The following is a 26,501-nucleotide window of genomic DNA, read 5'->3' as shown; positions in this document are numbered from 1 at the left end:
GCCCCTTTCGGGGCCTTGCTGCGATGACAACGGGCGATGTGGACTCAGTCCAGCGCCGCCAGGGTCTTCGCGGTGATCTCTTCGACGCTGCCGACACCCGGGATATGGCTGTACTTCGGGGTACCGGATGCAGCGGAGAGCTTCTGATAGAAGTCCACCAGCGGTTTGGTCTGCGAGTGGTAGACGGACAGGCGATGACGCACGGTTTCTTCCTTGTCGTCTTCGCGCTGAACCAGCTCTTCACCGCTGATGTCGTCCTTGCCGGCGACCTTCGGCGGGTTGTACTCGGTGTGGTAGACGCGGCCGGAAGCCGGGTGAACACGGCGGCCGGACAGACGCTTGACGATTTCCTCGTCCTCCACGGCGATTTCAACCACGTGATCCAGCGCGACGCCAGCATCGCGCAGGGCTTCAGCCTGCGGAATGGTGCGCGGGAAACCGTCGAACAGGAAACCATTGGCACAATCGGCTTGAGCGATGCGCTCCTTGACCAGATTGATGATCAGGTCGTCGGAGACCAGGCCGCCAGCGTCCATCACGCTCTTGGCCTTCAGGCCGAGCTCGGTGCCAGCCTTGACCGCAGCACGCAGCATGTCGCCAGTGGAGATTTGCGGAATGCCGAATTTCTCGGTGATGTAGCGAGCCTGGGTACCTTTGCCGGCACCGGGCGCCCCCAGCAGAATCACGCGCATCGATGTGCTCCTCAAGAGTTATGTAGTAATCGGTCGGACTCGCCTCGTGGGGCCAATCTCTTGAATGTAGTGCGGCAGCCGTAGCGGCCAAAAGGCTGCTCAAGATACACAGCGCACCCCAGGCGCACAAGCCGCCAAAAGTCGGATAAAAACCCTCCTCGCAGCGGCCTGGGCCTGCTACGCGGCGCAGGTCAGGCAGCTGTCCACCAGCGCGCTGCCGCCCTCAGCCGGTGTTGCGCAAGCCCGCAGCAATACCTGCCACGCTGACCAGCAAGGCCTGTTCGAGAGGGCTCTCGGGCGCCTGTTCACGTTGCCGGCAGCGCGCCAGCAGCTCGGCCTGCAACAGATGCAGCGGGTCGAGGTAGGTGTTGCGCACGCTGATCGATTCCAGGGTTTCCGGGTTATGGGCGAGCAGGCGCGTCTGCCCGGTCAGTTCCAGCACGGCAGCACAGGCCTGCGACAATAGGTCGCGTAACTGCGCACCCAGTGGCTGCAGTGCCGGTTCGACCAGGCGTTCGTCATACAGGGCGGCAATATTGGCGTCTGCTTTGGTCAGGACCATTTCCAGCATGTCGATGCGAGTGCGGAAGAACGGCCATTGCTCACGCATGCTTTTCAGCAGCTCGGCGTCACCGCCTTGCAGGGCTTGTCCCAGGGCCTGCTCCCAGCCGAGCCAGGCCGGCAACATCAGTCGCGTCTGGGTCCAGGCGAAGATCCACGGGATCGCCCGCAGGCTCTCCACGCCGCCTTCGCGTCGCTTGGCCGGGCGACTGCCCAGTGGCAGACGGCCCAACTCCTGCTCCGGCGTGGCCTGGCGGAAGTACTCGACGAACTGCGGATGCTCGCGCACCACGTCGCGATAGGCCTTTACGCCAACATCGGCGAGACAATCCATCATCGCCCGCCAGCTGGGCTCCGGCGCGGGCGGCGGTAGCAGCGTGGCTTCCAGCACCGCAGCCAGATAGAGGTTGAGGTTCTGCTCGGCGATATCCGGCAGGCCGAACTTGAAGCGGATCATTTCCCCCTGCTCGGTGGTGCGGAAGCGCCCCGCAACCGAGCCGGGCGGTTGCGACAGAATGGCCGCGTGAGCGGGGCCACCACCACGACCGACGGTGCCACCGCGACCATGGAACAGCAGCAGTTCGACCTGATGCTCGCGACACAGACGCACCAGTTCCTCCTGTGCGCGGTACTGCGCCCAGGCGGCGGCGGTTGTACCGGCGTCCTTGGCCGAATCGGAATAACCGATCATCACTTCCTGCGGGCCATGCAGCCGCGCGCGATAGCCGGGCAACCCCAGCAACTGGTCGATCACCGGCCCGGCGTGGTCCAGATCGGCCAGGGTTTCAAAAAGTGGCACCACCCGCATCGGCCGGCGCAACCCGGCCTCTTTCAACAGCAGTTGCACGGCCAGCACGTCGGAAGCAGCACCGGCCATGGAGATCACGTAGGACCCCAACGAGGCAGCAGGGGCCGCCGCCACTTCGCGGCAGGTAGCCAGCACTTCTGCCGTGTCGGCCGAGGGACGATAGTCGTTTGGCAGCAGCGGCCGGCGGTTTTCCAGCTCGCGCTGGAGAAAACTCAGGCGCGCCTCTTCATCCCACTCGGCATAGCGACCGAGACCGAGGTAATCGGTGATTTCCGACATCGCCGCAGCGTGCCTGGCGGAATCCTGACGGACATCGAGGCGTGCCAGGAACAAACCGAAAGTCGCCGCCCGACGCAGACAGTCGAGCAGCGGCCCGTCGGCGATCACGCCCATACCGCAGGCATGCAGCGACTGGTAGCAGAGTTGCAGCGGTGCCAGCAGATCATGATTGTCGCGCAGCACTGCAGCGCTGGGCGCCACATCGGCAGTGAGCGCCTGCTGCGCCCAGCTGCGCGTTTCGCGCAGCCGCTCGCGAAGCTGCTTGAGCAAGGCACGGTAAGGCTCGGCACTGTCGCCCACCTGCGCACGCAGTTCGTCACTGGCCTGCTGCATGGACAGCTCGGCGGCCAGTTGGTCGACGTCGCGCAGGTAGAGATCGGCGGCCATCCAGCGCGCCAGCAGCAGCACCTCACGGGTCACCCGCGCCGTGACATTGGGGTTGCCGTCACGGTCACCGCCCATCCATGAAGCAAAGCGAATCGGCGCAGCCTCCAGCGGCAGACGCAGGCCGGTGGCGGCTTGCAGGCTTTGATCGGCACGCCGCAGGAACTGCGGCACAGCCTGCCACAGCGAATGCTCGATGACAGCGAAGCCCCACTTGGCTTCGTCCACCGGGCTGGGCCTGCTACGACGAATTTCCTCGGTGTGCCAGGCCTCGGCGATCAGCCGCTGCAGACGCTGGGCAATGCGCTCACGCTCGGCTGGCAACAGGTCGCTGTGATCCAGTGCCGTCAGTTGCGCGGCGATCGCATCGTATTTCTGGATCAGCGTACGCCGCGCCACTTCGGTGGGGTGTGCAGTCAGTACCAGTTCGATGTCCAGACGCCCCAGTTGGCGCGCCAGTTCATCGCTGCCCTGCCCGGCGGCGAGCAGGCGCTTGAGCAGCTCGTCGAACACGCGCAACTCGAACGGCTCGGGTTCACCGGCACGGCGACGGCGCACGCGATGCTGCTGCTCGGCGATGTTGGCCAGGTTGAGAAACTGATTGAAGGCCCGCGCCACCGGCAGCAGCTCGTCATCGCCCAGATCTCCCAGGGTGCTGGTCAACTGCTCGGCACCCGCGGCAGAGCCGCGCCGACCGGCCTTGGCCGACTTGCGTATGCGTTCGATCTTGTCGAGAAACTCGTCGCCCAGCTGGGTGCTGATGGTATGCCCGAGCAACTCGCCCAGCAGGTGCACCTCTTCACGTAGGCGCGCATCGATTTCCGCCATGTCGCACTCCTTCTCCTGTCCAGTGTCAACAGAGTGCCCAGCGCGCCAACTTCTTACAAGCGTGCGACGCGCACCAAGGCAGGCCTGCGTGCTGGGACTAGGCTTGCTGATAGGCGTAGTGGATGCGCTAACCGGCACCAGCTGCGCTACCCGTGAGGAATGACGAGATGAGAATTCGCGAACTGGCAAAACACTGGGAACAGAACGCCAAGGGGCACCTGACCCCAACCCGTTATCACATTCACCTGGATGTCGAGTCGGCCGCTCGCCTGGCGGCGCTCACCGAGATGTATCCCAAGCATCACAGCGAGGAACTGCTCGGCGAGTTGATCGGCGCGGCATTGGAGGAACTGGAAGCCAGCCTGCCCTATGTGCGCGGCAGCAAGGTCGTGGCGCTGGATGAACAGGGTGATCCGCTGTACGAGGACATAGGGCCTACACCGCGCTTCCTGGCCCTGTCGCGCAAATATCTGCGTGAACTCAGTGAAACTGGCAAGGGCACGAGTCACTGATGCTGGAACGGCGCGCATTCGTTCGATATATCGTTCAATTTCGCCTACTTACAGTGTAAACGCCGGATGCCAAGCCGCTTCATTCGACAGCGGCAGCTTCCCTGCGCTCCCGACGCGTGCCCTATTCGTGCGCCTACCTGCCTGCCGTTAACGCTGAAATAGCGCAATAACTTGACCGACCGGTCATCGCAAAAATCATGAGCTAACTGTCTTTTTTTCTGAACCATTCAAAAACCGTACGGGTCCCAACTGCAGGCCATCGTGACACGCCAACATCGCCAAGAGCCTTGGCAGGCGCACAAAACGATGGGCCAAACGCTACGGATATAGTCGTTCATAGGAGTGTTTCAAATGGAGTTAGCCGCCATGAAGACCCATACCGAGAAAGCCCCGCGCAGCCGCCTGCACGGGATCAAACTGGCTGCCCTGGCACTGGGTAGCAGCCTGATACTCGCCGGCTGTGCGGGTAACCCGCCCAGCGAGCAATACGCCGTGACTCAGTCTGCCGTGAACTCGGCAATAAGCGCCGGCGGTACCGAATTCGCCGCCGTGGAAATGAAGTCCGCGCAGGACAAGCTCAAAGAAGCCGAGCTGGCCATGCATGAGAAAGAGTACGAGAAAGCCCGCCGCCTGGCTGAACAGGCTGAATGGGATGCCCGACTCGCCGAGCGCAAGGCCCAGGCTGCCAAAGCCGAGCGAGCGCTGCAGGACGCCCGTCAGGGTGTTCAGGAACTGCGTGAGGAAGGCATGCGTAACGCTCAGTGAGCGGCATGCACCCCACCCATTCGCTGACAGATCAAAGGATGAACGCCATGCGTAAACACGTGATGATCCCCGCCCTTCTGGCCCTGAGCGTCGGCCTGGCCGCCTGCTCGCACCAGCCCAATGCCAACCTGGAGTCGGCGCGTAGCAACTTCTCCTCGCTGCAGAGCGATCCGCAGGCGAGCAAGGTTGCAGCGCTGGAAACCAAGGAAGCCCAGGAATGGCTGAACAAGGCAGACAAGGCCTACATGGAAAAGGAAGACGAGAAGAAGGTCGACCAGCTGGCCTACCTGACCAACAAGCGCGTCGAGGTAGCCAAGCAGACCATCGCCCTGCGTAATGCCGAAGCCGAGCTGAAGAACTCTTCGGCGCAGCGCGCCCAGGCCCTGCTCGATGCTCGCGACGCGCAGATCCGCAAGCTGCAGGACAGCCTCAACGCCAAGCAGACCGAACGCGGCACCCTGGTGACCTTCGGTGACGTCTTGTTCGACTTCAACAAGGCCGAACTCAAGAGCAGCGCACTGCCCAACGTCACCCAGCTGGCGCGCTTCCTCCAGGAAAACCCGGAGCGTCAGGTGATCGTCGAGGGCTATACCGACAGCGTCGGCTCGGCCAGCTACAACCAGGGCCTGTCCGAGCGTCGCGCAGAGTCCGTACGTCGCGCACTGATTCGCGCCGGCGTGGAGCCGACGCGCATCGTCGCCCAGGGTTATGGCAAGGAGTATCCGGTCGCGGACAACTCCAGTGACTCCGGTCGTGCGCAGAACCGTCGTGTGGAGGTGACCATCTCCAACGACAACCAGCCGGTCGCTCCGCGCTCCTCTACCGGCGCCTGATCGCACCGCTGCAACGAAGAAACCCGCCATCAGGCGGGTTTCTTTTTTGGCGCAACCGATGACACTCACGCCGACGCTTCGGTGCGCACGGCGCACCCTACATAAGCGCTTTGCCTTACTGCTCCAGCTGCGGAGTCTCCTGGCCCATGCAGCGTACGGCCTGCTTCCTGTTGTCCACCAGCACGCCGGTCAGCCCCTTCTGCTGCATGTCGAACAACACCAGCACGCCGTCGATGCACTGTGCCACCTGGTTGGCCGGCTTCAGCGACACCTTGTAGTCCTCACCGGGGACGGTCTTGAGCATGGTGAAATCGGACAGCAGCAACGCGTCTTCCGGTTTCGCGAAATGCAGGTAGCCGTAGTACCAGAGCACGCCGATGGTGCCGATGATGCTGGCGACACCCGTGAGGATCAGAGGGATGGGATTACGTTCGGTCATTGCGGACTCTCTGTTGCGGATTCGGTAGCCGGCCCCAGGCGCTCGACGTAGGCCTGCGGCGCGACGAAGAACGCCAGCAGCGATTGACGCCAGGCAGACTCGGAAAAGGTTTGCACATGCGGCCCACGGGTCGCCTGAAAGGCGCGTGGCGGGCGCGCAGCTTGATACAAACGCTGGCCATTGGAAAGCGGCACGATCGTATCGTCAATGCTGTGATAGATCAGCAGGGGCACACCTTCGAGTCGATCGATGCTGTGAATCGCGCTGTCACCCTCCGGCACCAGCCAGGACAGCGGCACCTGCAGCGGCCAGGTCAACCAGGACTTGCTCAGCGCATAGCGGGCGACATCACGATAGCTGGCCGGCACACCGTCCAGAGCGATGGCCTGCAAGGCCGATTGGCGCTCGGGATGCTCGGCCAGGTAATGCACGGCCAACGCGCCACCGAGACTCTGCCCAAGCAGGAAAAGCGGCGCGCCCTCTACCTGCGGCGCCTGATCGAGCCAGGCGAAAGCCGCGTCGATATCCTGATAGACCTCGGGCAAACGTGGCTTGCCTTCGGACAGGCCGTAGCCGCGATAATCCAGCATCAGCACCTGATAGCCCTGTTCCGGCAGCCAGTGAACGCCGCCCAGGTGCCAGGCCAGATTGCCGCCATTGCCATGCAGATGCAGCACCGTGCCCTTGACATGCACCCCTGCCTTGGCCGGCAACCACCAGGCATGCAGGCGCGTGCCATCCGCGGCGTACAGTTCGATATCACGGTATTCCAGGCCAGCGCGATCCGGAGTGATCGGCAGCCCTGGCTCGGGGTAGAACAACAGACCACTGCAACCGGCCAACCACAGGCTGGCCAGCAACAAGGCCAGTGCTCGCAGGCTACTTGCCACCAGCACGCACCTCCTCGCGGGCCTGCACGGTCGCCGCATAGACGCGCTCGGCCAGACGCGAGAACGGCAGGCTCTGAATCCACACGGTGCCGGTGCCCTTGAGCGTGGTCAGCAAGATGCCTTCGCCGCCGAACAACATGCTCTTCAGCCCGCCGGCCAGGGCGATGTCGTAGTCGATGCCGCTGCTGAAGGCCACCAGGCAGCCGGTATCCAGGCGCAGGGTTTCGTTGTTCAGCTCCTTGCGGATCACCGTGCCACCGGCATGCACGAAAGCCAGGCCATCGCCTTCGAGCTTCTGCAGGATGAAGCCCTCGCCGCCGAAGAAGCCAGCGCCCAGACGCTTGGCGAAGCTGATACCGATGCTGGTGCCGTGGGCCGCACAGAGGAAGGCGTCCTTCTGGCAAATCAACCGGCCGCCGATCTTTGCCAGGTCGATGGGCACCACAGTGCCCGGATAAGGCGCGGCGAAGGCGACCCGCGCCTGGGTTTTCCCGCTGTTGCTGAAGTGGGTCATGAACAGCGACTCACCGGTGAGCATGCGTTTGCCGACGCTCCACAGCTTGCCCAGCAGACCGCTGGACGAACCGTCCCCCATGCGTGTTTCGAAACGCACGCCGTCGGTCATGTAGTTCATCGCACCGGCCTCGGCGATCACCGTCTCGCCGGGATCGAGGATGATCTCCACCGATTGCGCCGAAGCGCCGAGGATTTCGTATTCGAGTTGATGGCTGGGCACAGGGGCAAATCTCCTTGGTCTATCGGGCACGACGGTTATCGGGTCTGGACGCTTTCCCACTCCAGCAAACAGACCACGGGATCAGCCAATCATTTGCGGCCCAGTATTCGCAGGATGCGCAGGAACAGGTTGATGATGTCCATGTACAACGCAGCCGCACTGTCGATCGCGTTGTCCAGCGTCTTCGGAATCTGGTTGGCGCGCCCCCAGTCGTAGCCGATGTAGCCACAGAAGATCAGCACCACGATCCAGTCGAGGATGCCGTGACGAGCACGGAACACGAAAATCTCCACCAGTTCCACGACGATCACCACCAGCAGGGCCACCGTCAATGCCGAGGAGATGCGCTTGAAGAAGGCAGGAAACAGCGTGCCCAGGATCATCATGCCCACCGTGACCAGCGCGGTGATACGGATCGCCTCCTGCACCAGCTTCGGGTCGTAGCGGTCGACCACCAGGTTGACGATCAGGCCGAATGGCACCACCACCAGGTTGTAGCCGGCGAAGCTGACCAATGGGTTGCTGGAACGGGCGAACAGCGAGACGCCAAGCATGCACGAAGCGAAGTAGCCGCCGAAGAATACCCAGGGATTGATGCCGCGTATCCACTCGGTGCTGATGTTACCCACCATCCACCAGTTGCACAGAAAGCCCCAGAGCAGGGTCAGGCCAATGACCAGGTTATAGGCAGCCGGGCTGATGAGCCGATCCGTGAGCTTTCCTTGTCGCTCGAAAACCGAGTGTTCCATGAGGTAAATCCCTTTACAGAGGTAGTCTGATGCCAGAGCGGCACCGATCAGAGGATATTGGCGTAGTCCGCTTCGATGCGATCCAGGCTCAGATGGTTGAGGAAGTTGGAGAAGCACATCCAGGCCGACAGCGCGTTCATATCCTGAAACTGCGCTGGCAGATACTTGGGCGGCTGCACCAGGCCCTCGTCCACCAGTTTGCGCAAGGTGCGCATGTCTTCCAGGGTGGTCTTGCCGCAGAACAGCAGCGGGATCTGCTCCAGCTTGCCTTTGCGCACCGCCAACTGGATGTAGTTGTAGATCAGGATGAAACCCTTCAGGTACGACAGGTCCTTGGTGAACGGCAACCCGTTCGGCAAGGAGCCGCGGAACACCCGGCTGGCGTTGCTGTAGCCCCCTTCCAGGCCATAGCCCTGCTCGCGGAAGAACTCGAATACCTCGAGAAAATCCGCGCCCTCCTCGGCCATGTGGATGGCACGAGTGCGGTTGGTCAGCTTGCGCAAACGCGTCGGGTAGGAGGCGAAGGCGATCACTTCCATGAGAATGGCCAGACCTTCCTGGGTCACGGTCGACGAAGGCGGCCCCTTGGCCAGGAAGGTGCAGATCGGCTGGTTGAGCCCGTTGAGCGTGGTGCCGACATGCACCAGGCCTTCATGCACTTCCAGCGCCTTGACGTCGCGCTCGTTGAAACGCGCATCGCTGCGGATCTTGATGTAGTCAGCGCCCGCCGCGGCATCGGCGAGAATACCGTCGGACTCGAACACGCGAATGGTGTCGTCGCCGAACACCCCGGCCAGACGCTGCTGCAGGATATTCACCGCATCACTGGCACCGAGAGTCTTGGCCTCGTCTTCCAGGTCACCTCGCGCGGCGATGTTGTTGAGGTAGTCGGAGAGCATCAGGCCGAGGTCGGCCAGGGTCGGATCACCGGCATGGAAGGCGTCGGAGGCAGCGCCATACAGCTCCTGGCTGATCAGGCCGAAATCCTCGGTACCACGGGCCTCGAGCATGCGGATCACCATGCGGTATTCCTTGCACATGCGCCGCATGATCTGACCGACCGGATTGAACTGACCGAGCTGGCGGGTGATGTCGCGCTCGATGTTCTGGAATTCCAACTTCTTCGCGGCGGCATCGAAGGCCAGCGGCCGACTCAGGTAGTAGTCGCGATTCACTGCCGGCGGCTGCTTGCCCTTGGCCTTGAGAAAGCCGTCGCGGATGCCGTCGTCCCACTTCACTGCATCGAGTACACGGATGGGCGTTTGTGCTTCGACGATACGGTCGCTGAGAGCACGAATACAGAGTTGATAGTCGTCCAGTTTTTGCTGGCTGTTCATTGCGATTCCTGCTCGGCGGCCCGCTGATAACGCGCCACCTCGACGAACAGATCGGCATTGGCCGGGTCGTCGAGGTAGGCGAACACCTTGTCCAGCGGGCTGGTGATCAATGCACCGTCAGCTTCGGGCATGGGGACGGTCTGCCCTTCGAGCAGGCCCTTGCCCATGTCCTGAAGGATGCGATCGGTGTCGAGGTTGTAAAGCACCAGTTCATTGTTCTTGGTCAGCTCGAAACCGGCGATGGCGAAGTTGGCACCCAGGCTCTTCGGCAAGCCCGCCGAGAGATACCAGCGGCGGCCATGATGAGCGACGGTGAAACCGAACTCCTCGAGGCCACCTTCGTTGTCCGCGCTGCCTTCGTAGATACGCGCCAAGTAGAGGTTGGAGCCGGCACGGGTGATCTCCAGAAACAGCTGATCGCCCCACTCGTCCTGCCGGGTCCATTCGCCCAGCAGAGGGATGGGTGCGGCCTCGTTGGCCGGGATCGGGTCCTTGAAGGTGACCAGGCAACCACTCAACAGCAGGAAGGACAGGGCGACCAGTGCGCGCCAGGCTTTCATTACGCTCTCCTTGTGAAGACCGTTCGACCCGATGATCGACGGTTTACAACCCCAGAACCAGATTCATGTAGCGTTTAAGGATGGCCAGCATTCCTTGGCTGTCCAGGTGTTCTACGCCGTCCAGCAGGCCCTGATACTCCATCCGCACGATGGCGGCCGTCAACAGCACGGCATCCTGCTCGGGCTGGCGCGAGCCCAGCACCTCGAAGAAGTGGGTGACCCCCTGCTGCAGGATCTGCCGGTGGGCTCGCACCAGCTCGCTGAGACGCGGATTGAGCAGGGCTTCCTGCTGGAACGCCTGCTCGACGATCAGGTGATCACGACGCTCACGCAACTGACGCTGCACGTACTGCACCGCCAGCCCAGCGATCTCGTCGGCCAGTTGCCGACGCGCCTGCTCGCCGCCATCCAGGCGCCCGACCATCTCCTCCAACGCCCCCTGGGTACTGGCCCAGAACGCCGCCATATGCGCCGCGCTACGCTCGACGAACTGGGCGAAGGTATCGGTGATCAGGTCGTCGATATCCTTGAAATAGTAGGTCGTGGCGGACAAGGGCACCTGCGCCTCGGCCGCCACCGCGCGATGGCGCACCGCGCGCACGCCATCGCGCACGATGATGCGCATGGCCGCATCGAGAATCGCCTGACGGCGCTGCTCACTGCCCTGGCGACTGGCCTTGCGGCCCTGGTACTGGACGCTTTCGGCGACGGCGTTGGCTGCCTGGGTGGCATTCGGGGACGCAGGCACGGAGCTCACGGTGGGTCGACCCTCTAGGTTCTAGTTATGACAGGGAGAGTAATGGCTTGGACATGCAAGCAAAAGGCTCCGTTTCGCTTACAGGCCGGGCGCCCAGTGAAATCGCCGTGAAAAGTGCAACGACAAGTAGCAAAAAGCCGCCCGAAGGCGGCTTTCTGTCTGGCATCAAGCCTGCGGACGCATATGCGGGAACAGGATGACGTCACGGATCGACGGCGAGTTGGTCAGCAGCATCACCAGGCGGTCGATGCCGATGCCTTCACCGGCAGTCGGCGGCATGCCGTACTCCAGGGCGCGAACGAAGTCGGCGTCATAGTGCATCGCCTCATCGTCACCGGCGTCCTTCTCGGCCACCTGGGCGAGGAAACGCTCGGCCTGATCTTCGGCGTCGTTGAGCTCGGAATAGGCGTTGGCGATCTCGCGGCCACCGATGAACAGTTCGAAGCGGTCGGTGACGTTAGGATTGTCGTCGTTACGACGCGCCAGCGGCGACACCTCGAACGGATACTCGGTGATGAAGTGCGGCTGCTCCAGCTTGCTCTCCACCAGCTCTTCGAAAATCATCACCTGCAGCTTGCCCAGGCCTTCGTGGCCGAGCACCTTGGCGCCAGCCTTCTTGGCGATGGCACGGGCCTTCTCGACGTCGTTCAGGTCCGCCTCGGTGATCTCCGGGTTGTACTTGAGGATGGAGTCGTACACCGACAGGCGCACGAACGGCTCGCCGAAGTGGAACACCTTGTCGCCGTACGGCACGTCGGTGCTGCCCAGCACGGCCAGGGCCAGTTCGCGGAACAGTTCCTCGGTGAGGTCCATGTTGTCGCGGTAGTCGGCGTAGGCCTGGTAGAACTCGAGCATGGTGAACTCGGGGTTGTGCCGGGTCGAAACGCCTTCGTTACGGAAGTTGCGGTTGATTTCGAACACCTTCTCGAAACCACCGACCACCAGACGCTTGAGGTACAGCTCCGGGGCGATACGCAGGAACATGGCCATGTCCAGCGCGTTGTGATGGGTCTCGAACGGCTTGGCCGCCGCGCCGCCAGGGATGGTCTGCAGCATCGGGGTTTCCACTTCGAGGAAACCGCGCTCGTTGAGGAAACGGCGGATGTGCGCGATCACCTGCGAGCGCACGCGGAAGGTGTGGCGTACGTCCTCGTTGACGATCAGGTCAACGTAGCGCTGGCGGTAGCGCTGCTCGGTGTCGGTCAGGCCGTGGTGCTTGTCCGGCAGCGGGCGAAGCGACTTGGTCAGCAGGCGCACGTTCTGCATGTCGACGTACAGATCGCCCTTGCCGGAGCGGGCCAGGGTACCCTCGGCGGCGATGATGTCGCCCAGGTCGAAGTGCTTGACCGCTTCCAGCTGCTCGGCCGGCAGGGTCTTGCGGTTGACATAGACCTGCAGGCGCCCGGACGTGTCCTGGATGACCATGAAGGCGCCACGGTTGAGCATGATGCGCCCAGCGACCTTGACCGGAATGGCAGCGGCCTCCAGCTCTTCCTTGCTCTTGCCCTCGTACTGTTTCTGCAGGTCGGCGCACAGGCGGTCGCGGCGGAAATCGTTGGGGAAGGCAATGCCCTGCTCACGGACGGCAGCAAGCTTTTCCTTGCGCTGGGCAATCAGCTTGTTTTCTTCCTGTTGCAGTTCGTTCTGGTCGAGTTGTTGGTCGCTCATGGTCGCTTTATCTGCCTGGCGTGTATATGCAATTGGGTTTGGTAGGAGCCAGCTTGCTGGCGATCACACTCTCGAAGAGCATCGCCAGCAAGCTGGCTCCTACAGTGGTGCGGTTAAAGACCCTGCTTGAGGCTGGCCTCGAGGTAGCCGTCGAGGTCGCCATCGAGGACCTTCTGGCAGTCGCTACGCTCGACGCCGGTACGCAGATCCTTGATACGCGAGTCATCGAGCACGTAGGAACGGATCTGATGGCCCCAGCCGATATCCGACTTGGAGTCCTCCAGGGCCTGGGACGCGGCGTTACGCTTCATCATCTCCAGCTCGTACAACTTGGCCCGCAGCATCTTCATGGCGGTGTCCTTGTTGGCGTGCTGGGAACGTTCGTTCTGGCAGGCGACCACGGTGTTGGTCGGCACGTGGGTGATACGCACCGCCGAGTCGGTGGTGTTGACGTGCTGACCACCAGCACCGGAGGAGCGGTAGGTGTCGATACGCAGGTCAGCCGGGTTGATCTCGATCTCGACCTTGTCGTCGATCTCGGGCGATACGAACACCGCCGAGAACGAGGTGTGGCGACGGGCGCCGGAGTCGAACGGGCTCTTGCGCACCAGGCGGTGCACGCCGATCTCGGTACGCAGCCAGCCGAAGGCGTACTCGCCCTTGATGTGCACGGTGGCGCCCTTGATGCCGGCGACTTCACCCTCGGACAGCTCGACGATCTCGGCAGTGAAGCCGCGCTTGTCGGCCCAGCGCAGGTACATGCGCAGCAGGATGTTGGCCCAGTCCTGCGCCTCGGTACCGCCGGAGCCGGCCTGGATGTCCAGGTAGCAGTTGTTCGGGTCCATCTCGTGGCTGAACATGCGGCGGAATTCGAGCTTCTCGAGGATTTCGCGCAGGCGCTCGACTTCGGCGGCGATGTCGTTCACCGCGCCTTCGTCGTTCTCTTCGGCGGCCATGTCCAGCAGATCCTTGGAATCGGCCAGGCTGCCGGTGAGGTCGTCGATGGTTTCGACGATCTGCGCCAGCATGGCGCGCTCACGGCCCAGGGCTTGCGCGTACTCGGGCTTGTTCCAGACGCTGGCGTCTTCCAGCTCGCGGTTTACTTCGACCAGACGATCATGCTTGTGATCGTAGTCAAAGATACCCCCGAATTGACTGGGTTCGCTCGGACAGGTCCTTGATGGCGTTGAGGATCGGATTGATTTCCATGGTAGTCGGCGCTCGCGGCAAATCGGACGGAAAAGCCGGCGATTATACCCGAGCCAGCGCGGGCTGGCAGCCCGTTCTGGGCGACCAATCAGTGATCTCTGGATCAACGGCGCATGCGTTCGCCCAAGCGCGACCTCAACTGGGTTGAAGCTCGCGCACCGAGGAAGCCCGGACCTGACGCTGCGCGTCCTCGGTGATCATCTGCGCCGCCTTCTCCGCGATCATCAGTACCGGCGAGCAAGTGTTGCCCGAGGTGATGCTCGGCATGATCGACGCGTCGACCACACGCAAACCGGCGATACCATGCACACGCAGACGGGCATCGACCACCGCCTCACGGCCCTGGCCCATGGCGCAGGTGCCGACCGGATGGAAGATGGTGGTGCCGATCTCGCCCGCCGCGCGCTGCAGGTCTTCCTCGCTATGGTACTGCGGCCCCGGCTTGTATTCCTCGGGCCGGTAGCCCGCCAGGGCGGGCGCGGCAACGATGCGCCGGGTCAGACGGATGGCGTCGGCGGCCACGCACAGATCCCGCTCATCACTGAGATAGTTGGGGCGAATCAGGGGGGCGACGCTGGCATCGACCGAGGCGATCTGAACGCTACCGCGGCTGAGCGGGCGCAGGTTGCATACCGATGCGGTGAAGGCCGGGAAATCGTGCAAGGGCTCACCGAAGCGCTCCAGCGACAATGGCTGCACGTGATACTGCAGGTTGGCGCGCGCCTGGCCGGGGTCGGACTTGGCGAAGGCGCCGAGCTGGCTGGGCGCCATGGACAGCGGCCCGCTGCGCCTGAGCAGATACTCCAGGCCCATGCCCAGCTTGCCCCAGGACGTGGCCACGATGCGGTTGAGCGTTTTCACGCCCTCGACGCGATAGATCAGACGCAGTTGCAGGTGATCCTGCAGGTTCTCGCCGACGCCAGCCAGCTCATGGCGCACGCCGATACCCAGGCTTTCGAGCAGCGGCCTGGGACCGATACCGGAGCGCTGCAGCAATGCCGGCGAGCCGATGGCACCGGCACACAGGATGATCTCGCGGCGCGCCGTGACGTGCAGCGCACGCCCCTGGCAACGCACATGCAGGGTACGGGCACGCCCCTCGTCCAGCTCCAACCGTTCGGCTTCGGCGCCGGTCAGCACATGCAGGTTGGGACGCTGGCGAATGTCACGCAGAAAGGCCTTGGAGGCATTCCAGCGCACGCCGCGCTTCTGGTTGACCTGAAAGTAGCTGCAGCCTTCGTTGTCCCCACCGTTGAAATCATCGACGCTGGCGATACCGCTCTGCGCCGCTGCATCCCGGAAGGCTTCGAGAATCTCCCAGGACAGACGCTGGCGTTCGACTCGCCACTCGCCATCGCCGCCGTGCAACTCGTTCGTGCCGGCAAAATGGTTCTCCGAACGCTTGAACAGCGGCAACACATCGCGCCAGGCCCAGCCGGGATTGCCCGCAGCGGCCCAGCCGTCGTAGTCGGCGGCCTGGCCGCGCATATAGATCATGCCGTTGATCGAGGAGCTGCCACCGAGCACGCGGCCACGCGGATATTTCAGCGAGCGGCCATGCAGGCCAGGGTCGGCCTCGGTGTTGTAGCACCAGTCGGTGCGCGGGTTGCCGATGCAGTAGAGGTAGCCGACCGGAATATGAATCCAGGGGTAATTATCGCGCCCACCCGCCTCGATCAGCAGCACGCTGACGCCAGGCTCGGCTGAGAGCCGATTGGCCAGCAGGCAGCCAGCGGGGCCAGCGCCGACGATCAGGTAGTCGTATGCATCCAGTGGCAGTTGCGACATAAGCATCCTCGCGCGTCGTTCTTGTAATTGGCCAACAGCCTAAAACAAGCCGGGGGCGAGGATGCATGATCTTTTGGTCTGATGCAGCGGCTGAATGCGCGCCCATCGACTCGCAGCTATGGTGCAGCACCTGCGCTCTGCGCTTTACTTGCAAGCATTCCTGCCTGAGCCCGTCCGCGATGCCACCAGCCCCTGCAAGCAAGCCACACACGCCGCTTCCTGCCACTTCGCAACAGCGCGGCTGGCTACGCTGGCTTCCGGGCCTGCAACTGCTCAAGGACTATCGCCTCGCCTGGCTGCCGAAGGACATTGCCGCCGGCCTGGTGCTGACCACCATGCTGGTGCCGGTGGGCATTGCCTATGCCGAGGCCTCCGGCGTGCCAGGCATCTACGGTCTGTACGCGACCATCGTGCCACTGCTGGCTTACGCCCTGTTCGGCCCCAGCCGTATTCTCGTGCTCGGCCCGGACTCGGCCCTGGCGGCGCTGATTCTCGCCGTGGTGCTGCCACTCTCCGGCGGCGACCCGGTGCGTGCGGTTACCCTGGCCAGCATGATGGCCGTGGTGGCCGGCCTTACCTGCCTGATTGCCGGGCTACTGCGCCTGGGGTTCATCACCGAGTTGCTGTCCAAGCCCATCCGCTATGGCTACATGAACGGTATTGCGCTGAGCGTGCTGATCAGCCAGGCGCCCAAGTTGTTCGGCTTTAGCATCGACAGCCAGGGTCCGCTCAGTGACATCCGGGCAATCGCCAGCGCGCTGATCGAGGGCCAGGCCCACCTCTACAGCCTGCTCGTCGGCGCCGGCACACTGGCCTTGATCCTGCTGCTGAGCCGCTTCAAGCAATTGCCCGGCATCCTCATCGCCGTGACCCTGGCAACCCTGGCTGTCGCCCTGTTCGATCTCGATACTCAGGCCGTGCAGGTGCTCGGCGAACTCCCCCAGGGGCTGCCCAATTTCACCCTGCCCTGGCTGAGCGGCGTCGATCTGGCCAGCGTGGTGCTGGGCGGCATCGCCGTCGCACTGGTCGCATTCGCCGACACCAGCGTGCTGTCGCGTACCTATGCAGCCCGTACCGGACGCCAGGTAGACCCCAATCAGGAGCTGGTCGCCCTTGGCGCGGCGAACCTGGCCGGCGGCTTGTTCCAGGGTTTTCCCATCAGCAGCAGCTCGTCACGCACGCCGGTCGCCGAGGCGGCAGGCGCCATGACCCAGGTCGCCGGTATCGTCGGCGCCCTGAGCGTCGCCCTGCTGCTGGTGCTAGCCCCGGACCTGATGCAGCACCTGCCTACCAGTGCGCTGGCCGCGGTGGTGATTGCCGCTGTCATCGGCCTGTTCGTGGTCACCGACCTGCGGCGCATATTCCGTGTGCAGCAATGGGAGTTCTGGCTGTCGATGGCCTGCTTCGCCGGCGTGGTGACCTTCGGCGTGATCCCCGGCATCGGCATTGCCGTGGTGCTGGCGGTGATCGAGTTTCTCTGGGACGGCTGGCGCCCTTACTACACCGTTCTCGGCCAGGTAGAGGGCATACGCGGTTTCCATGACATCAAGCGACACCCCGATGCAAGGCAGATACCCGGCCTGCTGCTGTTTCGCTGGGACGCCCCGCTGTTCTTCGCCAATGCCGAGCTCTTCCAGCAATGCCTGCTGCAGGCGCTGGAGCGAGCCCCCGCGCCGGTGCGCCGCGTGGTGATCGCTGCCGAGCCGGTTACCAGCATCGACGTGACCTCTGCCGACATGCTTGGCGACCTGGAACGAATGCTGGCGGACGCCGGCATCGAACTGCACTTCGCGGAGGTCAAGGGGCCGCTCAAGGACAAGCTGCGGCGCTTCGGGTTGCTGCATGGCGATCAAGCGCAGCATCTTCAACCAACGGTCAGTGCGGCCGTCGAAGCCTACCTGAGCGATCATGGTGATGACGCGATGCCGGGTCATGCCCGGCATGCGGACTGAAACGAGAGGACGGCTCAGGCACCAACCGGCAGCGAGCGCACCTGAGCTTCCAGCTCGCTCTTCAGCTCCAGCGGCAGTTTCAGCTGACGCGCCAGCTCCTCGAGGTAGGTGCGTTCCATGAAATGCTCCTCGTCGACCATCAGCACGCTGGCCAGGTACATTTCGGCGGCCATTTCCGGTGTGCTGGCGGCACGCGCCACGTCGGCCGGATCCAGCGGTTTGTTCAGCTCGGTGTGCAGCCAGCTCTGCAGTTCGGCGTCCTGCGCCAGCTTGCCCAACTCCTCTTCGATCAGCAGGCGCTCACGCTCGTCGACATGACCATCGGCCTTGGCCGCCGCTACCAGCGCCTTGAGAATGGCGCGGCTGTGCTGCTCGACTTGCGGTGCCGGCAAACGGTCCAGGGTTTGCGGTTCGACCGGCTGCGCGCCGCCCTGCTGGGCTTGCTGCGCCTGCCAGTTGCCATAGGCCTTGTACGCCATCACCCCGAGAGCAGCCAGGCCACCGTAGGTCAGCGCCTTGCCGCCCATCTTGCGCGCTTTCTTGCTGCCCAGCAGCAGACCGACGGCACCGGCCGCCAACGCGCCGCCCCCGGCACCCGAGAGCAGGCTACCCAGGCCTGCGCCAGAAAGCAGGCCACCCAAACCGCCTGCCTGCTGCACCTGAGGGCTCTTCGCCGCAGGTTTCTGCATGGCCTGCTGGCCGGCCTTGAGCAGTTGGTCGAGCAGATTGCTGGTGTTCATCGCGAACTCTCCTGAAAAGTAGGCACCGGTGCATCCGACCCCAGATAGTGCAGGGAAATTCCGGATGCCCCTCAACCGACATCGGTTGAATTGACGAGAGTTTCTAGCAGAGTTCGCCCGAGCCGGACGGGCAGATTGGTAACGCCGGATTTCATCGCAACCGTGATCAGCGCGGCGCGATATGCGCCACCATCAGTTGCACCGTCTCGTTACCGCGAAACTCGTTGAGGTCGAGCTTGTACGCCACTTCGGCCCAGCGCAGCGTCGGGTTGGGCCAGACCTCACGATCGATGTTGAAGGCGATGCCGTCGAGCTGCACGCTGCCGCATTCGGTCTTGAGTACCAGTTTCAGGTGACGTTCGCCGACGATCCGCTGGCCCACGATCTGGAACACGCCGTGGAACAGCGGTTCTGGAAAGTGCTGCCCCCAGGGCCCGGCGTTGCGCAGGGCGCGGGCCAGTTCCAGATGGAATTCGGTGGCATCGAGCTGGCCGTCTGAAAGCAGGCGGCCGGTCAGATCGTCCTCGCACAGCTGGCGGCGTACCTCGGCATCGAAGGCAACGGCGAAGGCGCCGAAGTTTTCCTGCGGCAGCGACATCCCGGCGGCCATGGCGTGCCCGCCGAACTTGCTGATCAGCCCGGGATGACGCGCCGCTACGGCGTCCAGCGCATCACGGATATGCAGCCCAGGCACCGAGCGCGCGGAGCCCTTGAGCATGCCGTCGCCGGCATCGGCGAAGGCGATGGCCGGACGGTGATAGCGCTCCTTCAGACGCGAAGCGAGGATACCGATCACCCCCTGGTGCCAGTCGGGCTCGAACAGGCACAGGCCAAACGGCATGTCGTCCAGGGACAGATCCTTGAGCTGGGCCAGCGCCTCGCGCTGCATGCCCTGCTCGATGGCCTTGCGATCCTGGTTGAGCTGGTCGAGCTGCACGGCCATATCGCGGGCCAGGGCCTCATCGTCGCAAAGCAGGCACTCGATGCCGAGGCTCATGTCATCCAGGCGCCCGGCTGCGTTCAAGCGCGGCCCGAGGATGAAACCGAGATCGGTGGAGGTGATACGCCGATGATCGCGCCCGGCGACTTCAAGAATTGCGCGCAGACCCGGCCGTGCCCGGCCGGCACGAATGCGCGCCAGGCCCTGATGCACCAGGATGCGGTTGTTGGCATCCAGCGGCACCACGTCGGCGACGCTACCCAGTGCCACCAGGTCGAGCAGCTCGCCCAGATTGGGCTCCTGGCGGCTGGCGAACCAGCCGGTTTCGCGCAGGCGCGCGCGCAGCGCCAGCAGCACGTAGAACATCACCCCGACGCCGGCCATGGCCTTGCTCGGGAAGTCGCAACCCGGCTGGTTGGGGTTGACGATGGCATCCGCGGCCGGCAATTCCGGCCCCGGCAGGTGGTGATCGGTGACCAGCACCGTCAGCCCAGCGGCCTTGGCCGCCGCCACGCCGTCGACGCTGGAGATGCCGTTGTCCACGGTCAGCAGCAGGTCGGGCTGGCGCTGCAGCGCCACGGCGACGATCTCCGGGGTCAGGCCATAGCCGTACTCGAAGCGGTTCGGCACCAGGTAATCGACATGCGCCGCACCAAGCAGACGCAGGCCGAGCACGCCAACCGAACTGGCAGTGGCGCCGTCGGCATCGAAGTCGCCGACGATGAGGATGCGCTGACGCTGCGCCAGCGCCTCGACCAGCAGCTCGACGGCGGCGTCGATGCCCTTGAGCTGCTGGTAGGGGATCAACCGTGCCAGGCCCTTGTCCAGCTCCTCGGCAGACTGCACGCCACGAGCGGCGTAGAGGCGGGTCAGCAAAGGCGGCAGATTGCCCAGATCAGGCAGTTGGGCGGGTAAGGGACGGGCTTCGATACGCATGAGCAAGGTGTCGCTTTTCTTGATGTAGCCCGGATGCAATCCGGGGAATGTGCAAAACCATTTTCCCGGATTGCATCCGGGCTACGGTTTCAACGCTGACCAGCAAGCCACTCAATGGGGATCTCGTGCTGACCACGCTCGTCGGTGACGAACAACTCGCCATCGCTGATCATCACGCTCCAGTTCAGCGAACGTGGCATGTCCAGCGCCAGGTCGGCCAAGGCCTCCTGACCGAGAGCAACCACGTTGATGTTCTTCAGGCTGCGCACCGGGTCGAGGCACTTGCCCTGCCACACGCGCAGATTGCCGTAGGCCACCAGGCTGAACTTCTCGGTGCGCCGCGAGCACCAGGTGATGCGTTCGCTGTCGGGCTGGCCCACTTCAATCCAGTGCAACACGCGATCGTCCAGGCTCTTTTCCCACAGCGCCGGCTCGTCGACATCCGACAGGCCGCGACCGAACGCCAGCTGCTCGTGATAGAACAGCGCATAGGCGATCAGCCTCGCAGCCAGTCGCTCCTCGGTCTCCGACGGGTGACGGGCGACGGTGAAACGCAGGTTCTGGTAGACGCTGCGATCCATGTCGGTGAGGTTCAGGTCGATCTTGTAGGTGGTCGATGGCAGGGCCATGGCGGGCTTCTTGGCTGGTCGAAAGAGCGCAAGTCTAACGCGAAAGCATGGCCAACGCCGATCTTCAGCAGGCCATACGGCAGATCCTCAGTTGCTCATCGGTGTACTCGATGGTCCCCTGCAGGCTGCTCAGATCGAGGTGCAAACGGCAGTAATGCTCGCCATGACGCCAGGCCAGCAGCAGTTGGTCGTCAGCCGAATAGTTCTGCTCGAAACGCCCCTCGAAGGCCGGATGCTGACAACGAAAACGCATCAGCGCCAGCAGACGCTGCACCAGGGGTTGCTGCAAGGCCTGCTCGGCCTCCTCGAGGCTGTAGTAATGGCGATTGACGTCGCGCGCCTCGCCGGTCTGCTCGAGCAGGTCGAAGTCGTTGCAGCCAGCCAACAGGCCAACGTAGTAAACCTGCGGGATACCGGGCACGAAGAACTGTATGGCACGTGCGGCGATATAGGCCTCGTCATTACGCATCAACGCTTCGTAGAAGGTGCAGGTCAGCTGGTAGATGGCCCCGACGCTGTGCACGTTCACCGCCGAGCGGCGCATGATCGGATCGGCACTGCGTGTCGAGACCTCATCGATCAGGTACTGGATCTGCGCCTCGGGCAGCATGCCTTCGACATCCGGAATGCAGATGCCGTCATGGGTATCGAGCACGGTGATCTGGTTACGCGGGCACATCCGCAACCAGTTCTTGAGATAGCGGCTGCTGCCACTGAGCAATGCGTGCAAGACCAAAGGCGGCAGAGCGAAGCCGTAGGGACGCATCTGCCGCCGAGAGATGGCGTACTGGTAGCTGATGTGGTCATGCACCTCCGGCAGCATCTCGGCCTCGTACTTGGCCCCGGTCTCACGGAACCACTCGAGGATGCGATACACGTTCGGCTCTACCAGGAAGCAGCTGGTACCGATACGTTTGGTGGTGTAGCCGAAGGCATCCAGGCGAAACAGCTTGACCCCGCGCGCGGCGAGAAAGGCCATGTACTGCTCCATCAACTGGTAGGTTTTCGGCGAATCGTAATTGAGGTCGATCTGCCGTTCGGTGAAGGTGCACCAGACCCGGCAGGTTTCACCATTGGCCAACCGTACCTCGCGGAAAGGCTCCTTTTCCTTGCGGATATGGATCCTGGCCAGGTCGTCATGGGTGATTTCGCCAAAGCGATCCACCTGAACGAAGAGATCCGCGTAGGGCGAGTCCTGGCCATGTGCGACGAAATCGAGAAACTCCGGCGACTCGTCCGCGATATGACTGATCACCAGATCGACGCACAGGTCGAAACGTGCGGAGATGCGCTCGACATCCGCCCAGTCGCCGTAGCGTGGATCCACCTCCATGTGCGTGAGCGGGGAGAACCCTCCATCGGCGTTTGACGGATACAAAGGCAGGATATGCACCCCACCAAGCGCGTCACCCAAATGCCGATCCAGCAGTTGGTAAAGCTCCCCCAGATTACGCCCCAGGCGGTCAGGATAGGTGATCAGTTGAACAGCGTTGCGCAGCGCCATGAGCCCCCCGGGACATTGATGGTCTAGGACTCGATCGCCTCTGCCTCAAGAGAACCCGTGGCATCGGGTCAATGAGCTGAAGCGTCAGAGTCGCGCCAGTATCGCCTGCAACGTCTGCTCTGGCGCCTCCTGCCAGAGACCGTAGCTCAGCGGCAGAGTTTCCAGACCGGCGCGCGCCAGCACCAGGTAACGCTCCAGTTCGAGAAAGCCCTCGCCCTCCCCCGGAAAGCCGATCAGGTCGATGGCCAGGCATTTGTCGCCGCGCCGGCAGAACAGGTCCAGCACCTGCCCGGCCAGCGGATAGTGACTCCATACGCTGACGCCCTGCCCCTGCAGCGCTTCACACAGGCTCTGCCGCACCGTGTCGGTGGCACCGGGTTGCCAGACGGCGCCGGGCTTCTGCAAGAACTCCAGGTAACGACGCAGCAGGTGCGTAGCCGGCAGTTGCCGTTCATCGCCGCTGAACAGCAGCAACTGACGCTCGCGAGCGCGGGTGATGGCGACGTTGAACAGATCGGCACGATTCAGGTAGCTGGCCGCCTGACTGGCGTCAGCATCGATGGCGAAGCTGATGATCATCAGGTCGCGCTCCTCGCCCTGGAAGCCGTAAGGCGTATCCACCAGCAGACGGAACTCGCGCAGTTGCTCCAGCGGCAGCGTTTCGCCGATGCGCATGCGGATGCGCTCGACCTGATCGCGAAATGGCGACAGTACGCCGATGCTCGGTTTGAGCGGGCTGCTCTGGTATTCGGCCAGATGCGCCGTGATCAGTTCCAGTACCCGCTCGACTTCCGCCTCATTGGCACCGTTGCGCCCGCGCTGGCCCTCGATACGCAGCAGTTGCAAGCTGTCGCAGGCATCAACGCCGGGCCGCTCCTTCATCACCCGCAGGCGCTGGTCGTAGAACAGCTCGTTGCTGAAGCGGATCAGCGCCGGGCGGCTGCGAAAATGCTCGTCGAGAAACACCACCGCCTCCTGGCTGGCCAGTTGCAGACCGACCAGATCCAGCACGCTGTTGTCGCGATAGCTCCAGGCCTCGCGCTCCTCGGCGTGCAGGCCGGCGCGTTGCAGCAGTTGCGTCTCGCGTACGCGGGACAGGAAGGAAATGTGCCGCAACTGACGCGCATCGCCAGTGACCACGGCACGCTTGCAGCGCTGGAAGGCCGGCAGCGCCGAGGCAATGTCGCACTGCGTCGCCTCGTCCATCACCATCACGTCGAACAATTCCGGACGCAGGGGCAGCAGGCGATGCAGCTCGTCCAGGGTCACTACCCAGATCGGGAACGCGGCCAATAGGCGCGCCGGGTCGATCCCCTCGAACAACGCCAGCTGGCGCTGCGAATTGCGCGCGCGGATGGCCTGGTTGTAGCGCACGAACAACGCGCGGTCGCTGACCAGCAGACGCTTGAGGTTCAGGGCGCGATGACTGTTGAGGTGCTCACGACTGAGAAGCTGGCGGCGCTGCTGGCAATCGCGCAACTCGTCCAGCAAGGCCCAGGGCCGCACGCTGCTGCCGATACGCTTGCGCACCCAGGGCACCTGCAGCCAGCGCTGCCAGAAGGCCAGGCTGCCGCGCTCGGCACGTAGCAGCAGACGGCTCCAGCGCACGGCCCGCTCGCAGCGTTTGCGAAAATCAGCCGACAGGCGCAGCTCGGCCTGCGTCAGCACCTCGAGTTCGCTGCGCTGACGCTCTTCGACCTGTTCCGACACCCACTCGAACTCACCCTGCAGCAACCGCTCCAGACGCTCGCGCAAGGCCTGACGCAGGCTCTGGCCATCCCCTTCGAGTACGCCGTCACGCAGGCCGAAGTCTTCGCGCAACTTGTGCGCGATCACTCGCACCGCCTGGGCGCTGCGGCTGACCAGTAGCACACTTTCACCCTGCAGATAACGATCCAGCGCCAGGGCAGCCAGGCTGTAGCTCTTGCCGGTACCGGGCGGGCCGGAAATCTGGCTCAACGGATGGCGCGCGGCATTGGCCAGCGCCTGGCACTGGGCCGCGCTGAGCTGCGCCGGCAAACGCTGCGGCCTGCTGGACGAGCCCGCTGTCTGCACGGCTGGTGTTTCGCCCAGCAGTTGCAACAAGGCAGGCGACAGTCGCTCGGCGTCCTGCAGCAGTTGCAGCTCATGGGCGATGCCACGGCTACCGCTGCCGCGCGGTACCAGCGCGACGAAGGCACCGGCCTGCAGCGACAAGCTGCGACGCCGCTGGGCCTTGGCCAATACCTCGCCACTCACCAGTTGCGGGAAACCAGCGGCCTCGCTGACCTCGCGCACCTGTGTAGTGCGCGCCACCCAGGCGAGCAACTGGCCCAGCGAGGCAGCATCCAGCGTTCCCGTCGGCAGTGGCAGGCCATCTAAGCTAGCGTTGCCGCGTTCATCGAACAGACGGCGCAGCAGACGCCAGTTGCCATGCACCTGCTGCGGGTCGATGGCGAGCAAGTGGCTCTGCCCGTCCGCCGTCGGTTGCAGGCTCGCCTCGTAATAGAACAGCGGGCCGCAGATCGTCTGTGAACCACCGCTCTCCAATTGCAGGCGGCCGCAGATCGGCAACACGCCATAGACCAGTTGCAGTTCACGCTGATACAACGCCTGCGCCTCGGCCAGGCTGCGCCCCAGCTCGGCCGACAATGGCAACAGTGGTATGCCGCCGCTGGCCAGTTCCTCACGCCCGTCGAGCCAGGCCCAGCGGTTGGCGGGCAGCTTGCCGAGGTTATCCAGGTCCAGGTCGCGGCTGTCGGCCAGGTAGCAACTGCGATAGAAACCGAGGAGCTGGCGAGCGTGAGGATGAGTCATCAATTACCTGCGTAGCGTGCCCAGAGCGCTTCGAATTCACGACTGTAAGCTGCCAGCAGTTGCGGATGGTCGATCACCAGCAGGTTTTCCTCGTTGCTGGTGGTGGCGCTGCGCGTCCAGTTGAAGCTGCCGTTGAGCAGCAGACGGCCATCGAACAGGGCGAACTTGTGGTGCATGTGATAAGGCCCGGCGTCGATACGCAGCGGCACACCCTTGTCACGGAGCCACTGGATATCGCTGCCGGCATCGAACTGTTTTTCGTTGTCAGTGATCACCCGCACGGCGATACCGCGCTCATGACAGGCGAGCACCTCTTCGCTGAGCTGATCGTCGGAGATGGTGTAGACGCAGATATCCACGCTCTTGCGTGCCTGGCGGCACAGCTCGCGGATCTTGCGCCGGCAACTCTCGCCCGGACTGAAGTGAGCGCTGGCATGCTCCACGCGCGGCGCACTGCCGACGCTGTCGAGGGTCTTGATCACCTGCTCCAGCCACTTCAGCACCGGCTCGACGTTCTGCGGCTCACGCATCAATTCACGGGCCAGAGCGAAAGCACGGTTGCGCATGAAACGCACCTGATCGCTGCTCAGTTCGCTGCCCAGTTGGCGCAGTTCGTCGCGCTCCTCGTTGCTCAGACGCAGGTCGGCCAGGCTGTCGCGCAGTTGCTGATCGAGACGGTTGAAATCCATATAAAGTCCTTTTCATCGAGTGAGACGGCGGCGGCTCAGGGCGGCGTAAAGCACGCCACAAAAAGCCCCCGCCAGGTGATATTCGAAGGAGACGCCAGCACGCGGCAGCAAACCGAAGAACCAGCCGCCATAGAGAAAGAACACCAGCACCGCCAACAGCAGGTCGAGCAGGCTGCGCTCGAACCAGGCGCGCGCCAGGAGCAGCCCCCAGAAGCCGAACAGCCAGCCACTGGCGCCGATATGCAGGCCGGTGCGACCGAACAGCCACACCAGCGCCCCGCTGCCGAGGATGATAAAAGCGCTGGCGAACCAGAAGTCGCGACGCGAGCGCAGCAACACCAGGCTGCCGAGTACCAGCAGACCGCTGAGGTTGCTGAGCAGATGTGCCCAACTGCCATGCAGCCAGGGCGCGAAGAGAATGCCGGGCAGCGCCTCGACGTGCCGGGGCACCAGCCCCCAGACGTTCAAGGCGCCAGCGAAGGCGCCATTGACCAGCTGCACCAGCAGCATGCCGCCGGCG

General features: G+C 63.6%; 23 protein-coding genes. 4 read left to right on the top strand and 19 right to left on the bottom strand.

Going from position 1 to position 26,501, the window contains the following annotated elements; genetic code table 11:
- Window positions 1–44: 44 nt before the first annotated feature.
- Together adk and ppc are read right to left on the bottom strand one after the other, a co-directional pair.
- A complete protein-coding gene (gene adk / locus BLR77_RS24240; RefSeq protein ID WP_017675094.1) occupies window positions 45–692 on the bottom strand; it encodes an adenylate kinase in 648 nt (215 codons plus the stop codon).
- Between the two features lie 223 nt (window positions 693–915).
- The gene (gene ppc / locus BLR77_RS24235) at window positions 916–3,552 is read right to left on the bottom strand and encodes a phosphoenolpyruvate carboxylase (RefSeq protein ID WP_074682604.1); all 2,637 of its coding nucleotides are present in this window, start codon (window positions 3,550–3,552) and stop codon (window positions 916–918) included.
- Window positions 3,553–3,719: 167 nt separating this feature from the next.
- Between ppc and BLR77_RS24230 the strand changes: the two genes are divergently transcribed.
- The 3 genes from BLR77_RS24230 to BLR77_RS24220 all read left to right on the top strand — a co-directional run bounded on the left by BLR77_RS24230 (window position 3,720) and on the right by BLR77_RS24220 (window position 5,662).
- A complete protein-coding gene (locus tag BLR77_RS24230) occupies window positions 3,720–4,064 on the top strand; it encodes a pilin assembly protein (protein WP_074682602.1) in 345 nt (114 codons plus the stop codon).
- 351 nt (window positions 4,065–4,415) lie between these two features.
- Complete coding sequence (locus tag BLR77_RS24225) at window positions 4,416–4,829, top strand: DUF4398 domain-containing protein (protein WP_074682600.1); 414 nt, start codon at window positions 4,416–4,418, stop codon at window positions 4,827–4,829.
- A gap of 47 nt (window positions 4,830–4,876) precedes the next feature.
- Window positions 4,877–5,662, top strand: a complete 786-nt coding sequence (locus BLR77_RS24220) for a lipotoxin F family OmpA-related lipoprotein LptF (RefSeq protein ID WP_074682598.1) — start codon at window positions 4,877–4,879, stop codon at window positions 5,660–5,662.
- Window positions 5,663–5,777: 115 nt separating this feature from the next.
- Here the strand turns inward: BLR77_RS24220 and BLR77_RS24215 are convergent, their stop codons facing one another.
- The 10 genes from BLR77_RS24215 to BLR77_RS24170 form a co-directional block, all read right to left on the bottom strand.
- A complete protein-coding gene (locus BLR77_RS24215; RefSeq protein ID WP_074682596.1) occupies window positions 5,778–6,101 on the bottom strand; it encodes a PA3694 family proteiin in 324 nt (107 codons plus the stop codon).
- Window positions 6,098–7,030, bottom strand: a complete 933-nt coding sequence (locus BLR77_RS24210) for an alpha/beta hydrolase (RefSeq protein WP_394328077.1) — start codon at window positions 7,028–7,030, stop codon at window positions 6,098–6,100. The genes BLR77_RS24215 and BLR77_RS24210 overlap by 4 nt, the downstream gene beginning before the upstream one ends.
- Window positions 6,981–7,727, bottom strand: a complete 747-nt coding sequence (locus BLR77_RS24205; RefSeq protein ID WP_074682594.1) for a TIGR00266 family protein — start codon at window positions 7,725–7,727, stop codon at window positions 6,981–6,983. Before BLR77_RS24205 ends, BLR77_RS24210 begins: the two co-directional genes overlap by 50 nt.
- 89 nt (window positions 7,728–7,816) lie before the next feature.
- Entirely contained in the window at window positions 7,817–8,476 is a 660-nt protein-coding gene (locus BLR77_RS24200) for a Bax inhibitor-1 family protein (protein WP_074682592.1), read from the bottom strand.
- Window positions 8,477–8,523: 47 nt separating this feature from the next.
- The gene (locus BLR77_RS24195) at window positions 8,524–9,813 is read right to left on the bottom strand and encodes a flavohemoglobin expression-modulating QEGLA motif protein (RefSeq protein WP_074682590.1); all 1,290 of its coding nucleotides are present in this window, start codon (window positions 9,811–9,813) and stop codon (window positions 8,524–8,526) included.
- The gene (locus BLR77_RS24190) at window positions 9,810–10,373 is read right to left on the bottom strand and encodes a hypothetical protein (protein WP_074682588.1); all 564 of its coding nucleotides are present in this window, start codon (window positions 10,371–10,373) and stop codon (window positions 9,810–9,812) included. The genes BLR77_RS24195 and BLR77_RS24190 overlap by 4 nt, the downstream gene beginning before the upstream one ends.
- Before the next feature lie 43 nt (window positions 10,374–10,416).
- A complete protein-coding gene (locus tag BLR77_RS24185) occupies window positions 10,417–11,130 on the bottom strand; it encodes a TetR/AcrR family transcriptional regulator (RefSeq protein WP_074682586.1) in 714 nt (237 codons plus the stop codon).
- A gap of 165 nt (window positions 11,131–11,295) precedes the next feature.
- A complete protein-coding gene (lysS, locus tag BLR77_RS24180) occupies window positions 11,296–12,798 on the bottom strand; it encodes a lysine--tRNA ligase (RefSeq protein WP_074682584.1) in 1,503 nt (500 codons plus the stop codon).
- 113 nt (window positions 12,799–12,911) lie between these two features.
- Window positions 12,912–14,007, bottom strand: a protein-coding gene (prfB, locus tag BLR77_RS24175) for a peptide chain release factor 2 (protein ID WP_139203088.1) whose coding sequence is annotated in 2 segments (ribosomal slippage) — window positions 12,912–13,934 and window positions 13,936–14,007 — 1,095 coding nt in all. Because the reading frame shifts where the segments join, the coding sequence is not laid out codon by codon here.
- A gap of 135 nt (window positions 14,008–14,142) precedes the next feature.
- Window positions 14,143–15,795, bottom strand: coding sequence for a GMC family oxidoreductase (locus BLR77_RS24170; protein ID WP_074682582.1), 1,653 nt, complete (start codon window positions 15,793–15,795; stop codon window positions 14,143–14,145).
- Between the two features lie 179 nt (window positions 15,796–15,974).
- Between BLR77_RS24170 and BLR77_RS24165 the strand changes: the two genes are divergently transcribed.
- Complete coding sequence (locus tag BLR77_RS24165) at window positions 15,975–17,747, top strand: SulP family inorganic anion transporter (RefSeq protein ID WP_074682580.1); 1,773 nt, start codon at window positions 15,975–15,977, stop codon at window positions 17,745–17,747.
- 14 nt (window positions 17,748–17,761) lie between these two features.
- Here BLR77_RS24165 and BLR77_RS24160 read toward each other — a convergent pair whose 3' ends face one another.
- From BLR77_RS24160 to BLR77_RS24130, 7 genes are all read right to left on the bottom strand, one after another.
- The gene (locus tag BLR77_RS24160; RefSeq protein WP_074682578.1) at window positions 17,762–18,487 is read right to left on the bottom strand and encodes a tellurite resistance TerB family protein; all 726 of its coding nucleotides are present in this window, start codon (window positions 18,485–18,487) and stop codon (window positions 17,762–17,764) included.
- Window positions 18,488–18,653: 166 nt separating this feature from the next.
- Entirely contained in the window at window positions 18,654–20,363 is a 1,710-nt protein-coding gene (gene recJ / locus BLR77_RS24155; protein WP_074682662.1) for a single-stranded-DNA-specific exonuclease RecJ, read from the bottom strand.
- An 89-nt stretch (window positions 20,364–20,452) separates the two neighbouring features.
- The gene (locus BLR77_RS24150) at window positions 20,453–20,992 is read right to left on the bottom strand and encodes a YaeQ family protein (RefSeq protein ID WP_074682576.1); all 540 of its coding nucleotides are present in this window, start codon (window positions 20,990–20,992) and stop codon (window positions 20,453–20,455) included.
- A gap of 64 nt (window positions 20,993–21,056) precedes the next feature.
- Window positions 21,057–22,496 (bottom strand): sucrose phosphorylase, encoded by a 1,440-nt coding sequence (gene gtfA, locus BLR77_RS24145; RefSeq protein WP_074682574.1) that lies wholly within the window; start codon window positions 22,494–22,496, stop codon window positions 21,057–21,059.
- Window positions 22,497–22,580: 84 nt separating this feature from the next.
- Complete coding sequence (locus BLR77_RS24140) at window positions 22,581–25,292, bottom strand: DEAD/DEAH box helicase (RefSeq protein ID WP_074682572.1); 2,712 nt, start codon at window positions 25,290–25,292, stop codon at window positions 22,581–22,583.
- Window positions 25,292–25,981, bottom strand: a complete 690-nt coding sequence (locus BLR77_RS24135) for a phospholipase D-like domain-containing protein (protein WP_074682570.1) — start codon at window positions 25,979–25,981, stop codon at window positions 25,292–25,294. The genes BLR77_RS24140 and BLR77_RS24135 overlap by 1 nt, the downstream gene beginning before the upstream one ends.
- Before the next feature lie 12 nt (window positions 25,982–25,993).
- Window positions 25,994–26,491: a rhomboid family intramembrane serine protease gene (locus BLR77_RS24130; protein WP_139203091.1), complete on the bottom strand. Its 498-nt coding sequence runs from the start codon at window positions 26,489–26,491 to the stop codon at window positions 25,994–25,996.
- Window positions 26,492–26,501: the final 10 nt, after the last annotated feature.

Source organism: Ectopseudomonas alcaliphila (genome assembly GCF_900101755.1).
GTDB classification, from domain to species: Bacteria; Pseudomonadota; Gammaproteobacteria; order Pseudomonadales; family Pseudomonadaceae; genus Aquipseudomonas; species Aquipseudomonas alcaliphila.
This window is presented reverse-complemented; position numbering and strand designations above follow the sequence as displayed.

Excerpts from the sequence above, each read along its gene's own strand:
- adk (WP_017675094.1), bottom strand. The coding sequence starts at position 692 with ATGCGCGTGATTCTGCTGGGGGCGCCCGGTGCCGGCAAAGGTACCCAG.
- ppc (WP_074682604.1), bottom strand. The coding sequence starts at position 3,552 with ATGGCGGAAATCGATGCGCGCCTACGTGAAGAGGTGCACCTGCTGGGC.
- BLR77_RS24230 (WP_074682602.1), top strand. The coding sequence starts at position 3,720 with ATGAGAATTCGCGAACTGGCAAAACACTGGGAACAGAACGCCAAGGGG.
- BLR77_RS24225 (WP_074682600.1), top strand. The coding sequence starts at position 4,416 with ATGGAGTTAGCCGCCATGAAGACCCATACCGAGAAAGCCCCGCGCAGC.
- BLR77_RS24220 (WP_074682598.1), top strand. The coding sequence starts at position 4,877 with ATGCGTAAACACGTGATGATCCCCGCCCTTCTGGCCCTGAGCGTCGGC.
- BLR77_RS24215 (WP_074682596.1), bottom strand. The coding sequence starts at position 6,101 with ATGACCGAACGTAATCCCATCCCTCTGATCCTCACGGGTGTCGCCAGC.
- BLR77_RS24210 (WP_394328077.1), bottom strand. The coding sequence starts at position 7,030 with ATGCGGCGACCGTGCAGGCCCGCGAGGAGGTGCGTGCTGGTGGCAAGT.
- BLR77_RS24200 (WP_074682592.1), bottom strand. The coding sequence starts at position 8,476 with ATGGAACACTCGGTTTTCGAGCGACAAGGAAAGCTCACGGATCGGCTC.
- BLR77_RS24195 (WP_074682590.1), bottom strand. The coding sequence starts at position 9,813 with ATGAACAGCCAGCAAAAACTGGACGACTATCAACTCTGTATTCGTGCT.
- BLR77_RS24190 (WP_074682588.1), bottom strand. The coding sequence starts at position 10,373 with ATGAAAGCCTGGCGCGCACTGGTCGCCCTGTCCTTCCTGCTGTTGAGT.
- lysS (WP_074682584.1), bottom strand. The coding sequence starts at position 12,798 with ATGAGCGACCAACAACTCGACCAGAACGAACTGCAACAGGAAGAAAAC.
- BLR77_RS24170 (WP_074682582.1), bottom strand. The coding sequence starts at position 15,795 with ATGTCGCAACTGCCACTGGATGCATACGACTACCTGATCGTCGGCGCT.
- BLR77_RS24165 (WP_074682580.1), top strand. The coding sequence starts at position 15,975 with ATGCCACCAGCCCCTGCAAGCAAGCCACACACGCCGCTTCCTGCCACT.
- BLR77_RS24160 (WP_074682578.1), bottom strand. The coding sequence starts at position 18,487 with ATGAACACCAGCAATCTGCTCGACCAACTGCTCAAGGCCGGCCAGCAG.
- recJ (WP_074682662.1), bottom strand. The coding sequence starts at position 20,363 with ATGCGTATCGAAGCCCGTCCCTTACCCGCCCAACTGCCTGATCTGGGC.
- BLR77_RS24150 (WP_074682576.1), bottom strand. The coding sequence starts at position 20,992 with ATGGCCCTGCCATCGACCACCTACAAGATCGACCTGAACCTCACCGAC.
- gtfA (WP_074682574.1), bottom strand. The coding sequence starts at position 22,496 with ATGGCGCTGCGCAACGCTGTTCAACTGATCACCTATCCTGACCGCCTG.
- BLR77_RS24140 (WP_074682572.1), bottom strand. The coding sequence starts at position 25,292 with ATGACTCATCCTCACGCTCGCCAGCTCCTCGGTTTCTATCGCAGTTGC.
- BLR77_RS24135 (WP_074682570.1), bottom strand. The coding sequence starts at position 25,981 with ATGGATTTCAACCGTCTCGATCAGCAACTGCGCGACAGCCTGGCCGAC.
- BLR77_RS24130 (WP_139203091.1), bottom strand. The coding sequence starts at position 26,491 with ATGCTGCTGGTGCAGCTGGTCAATGGCGCCTTCGCTGGCGCCTTGAAC.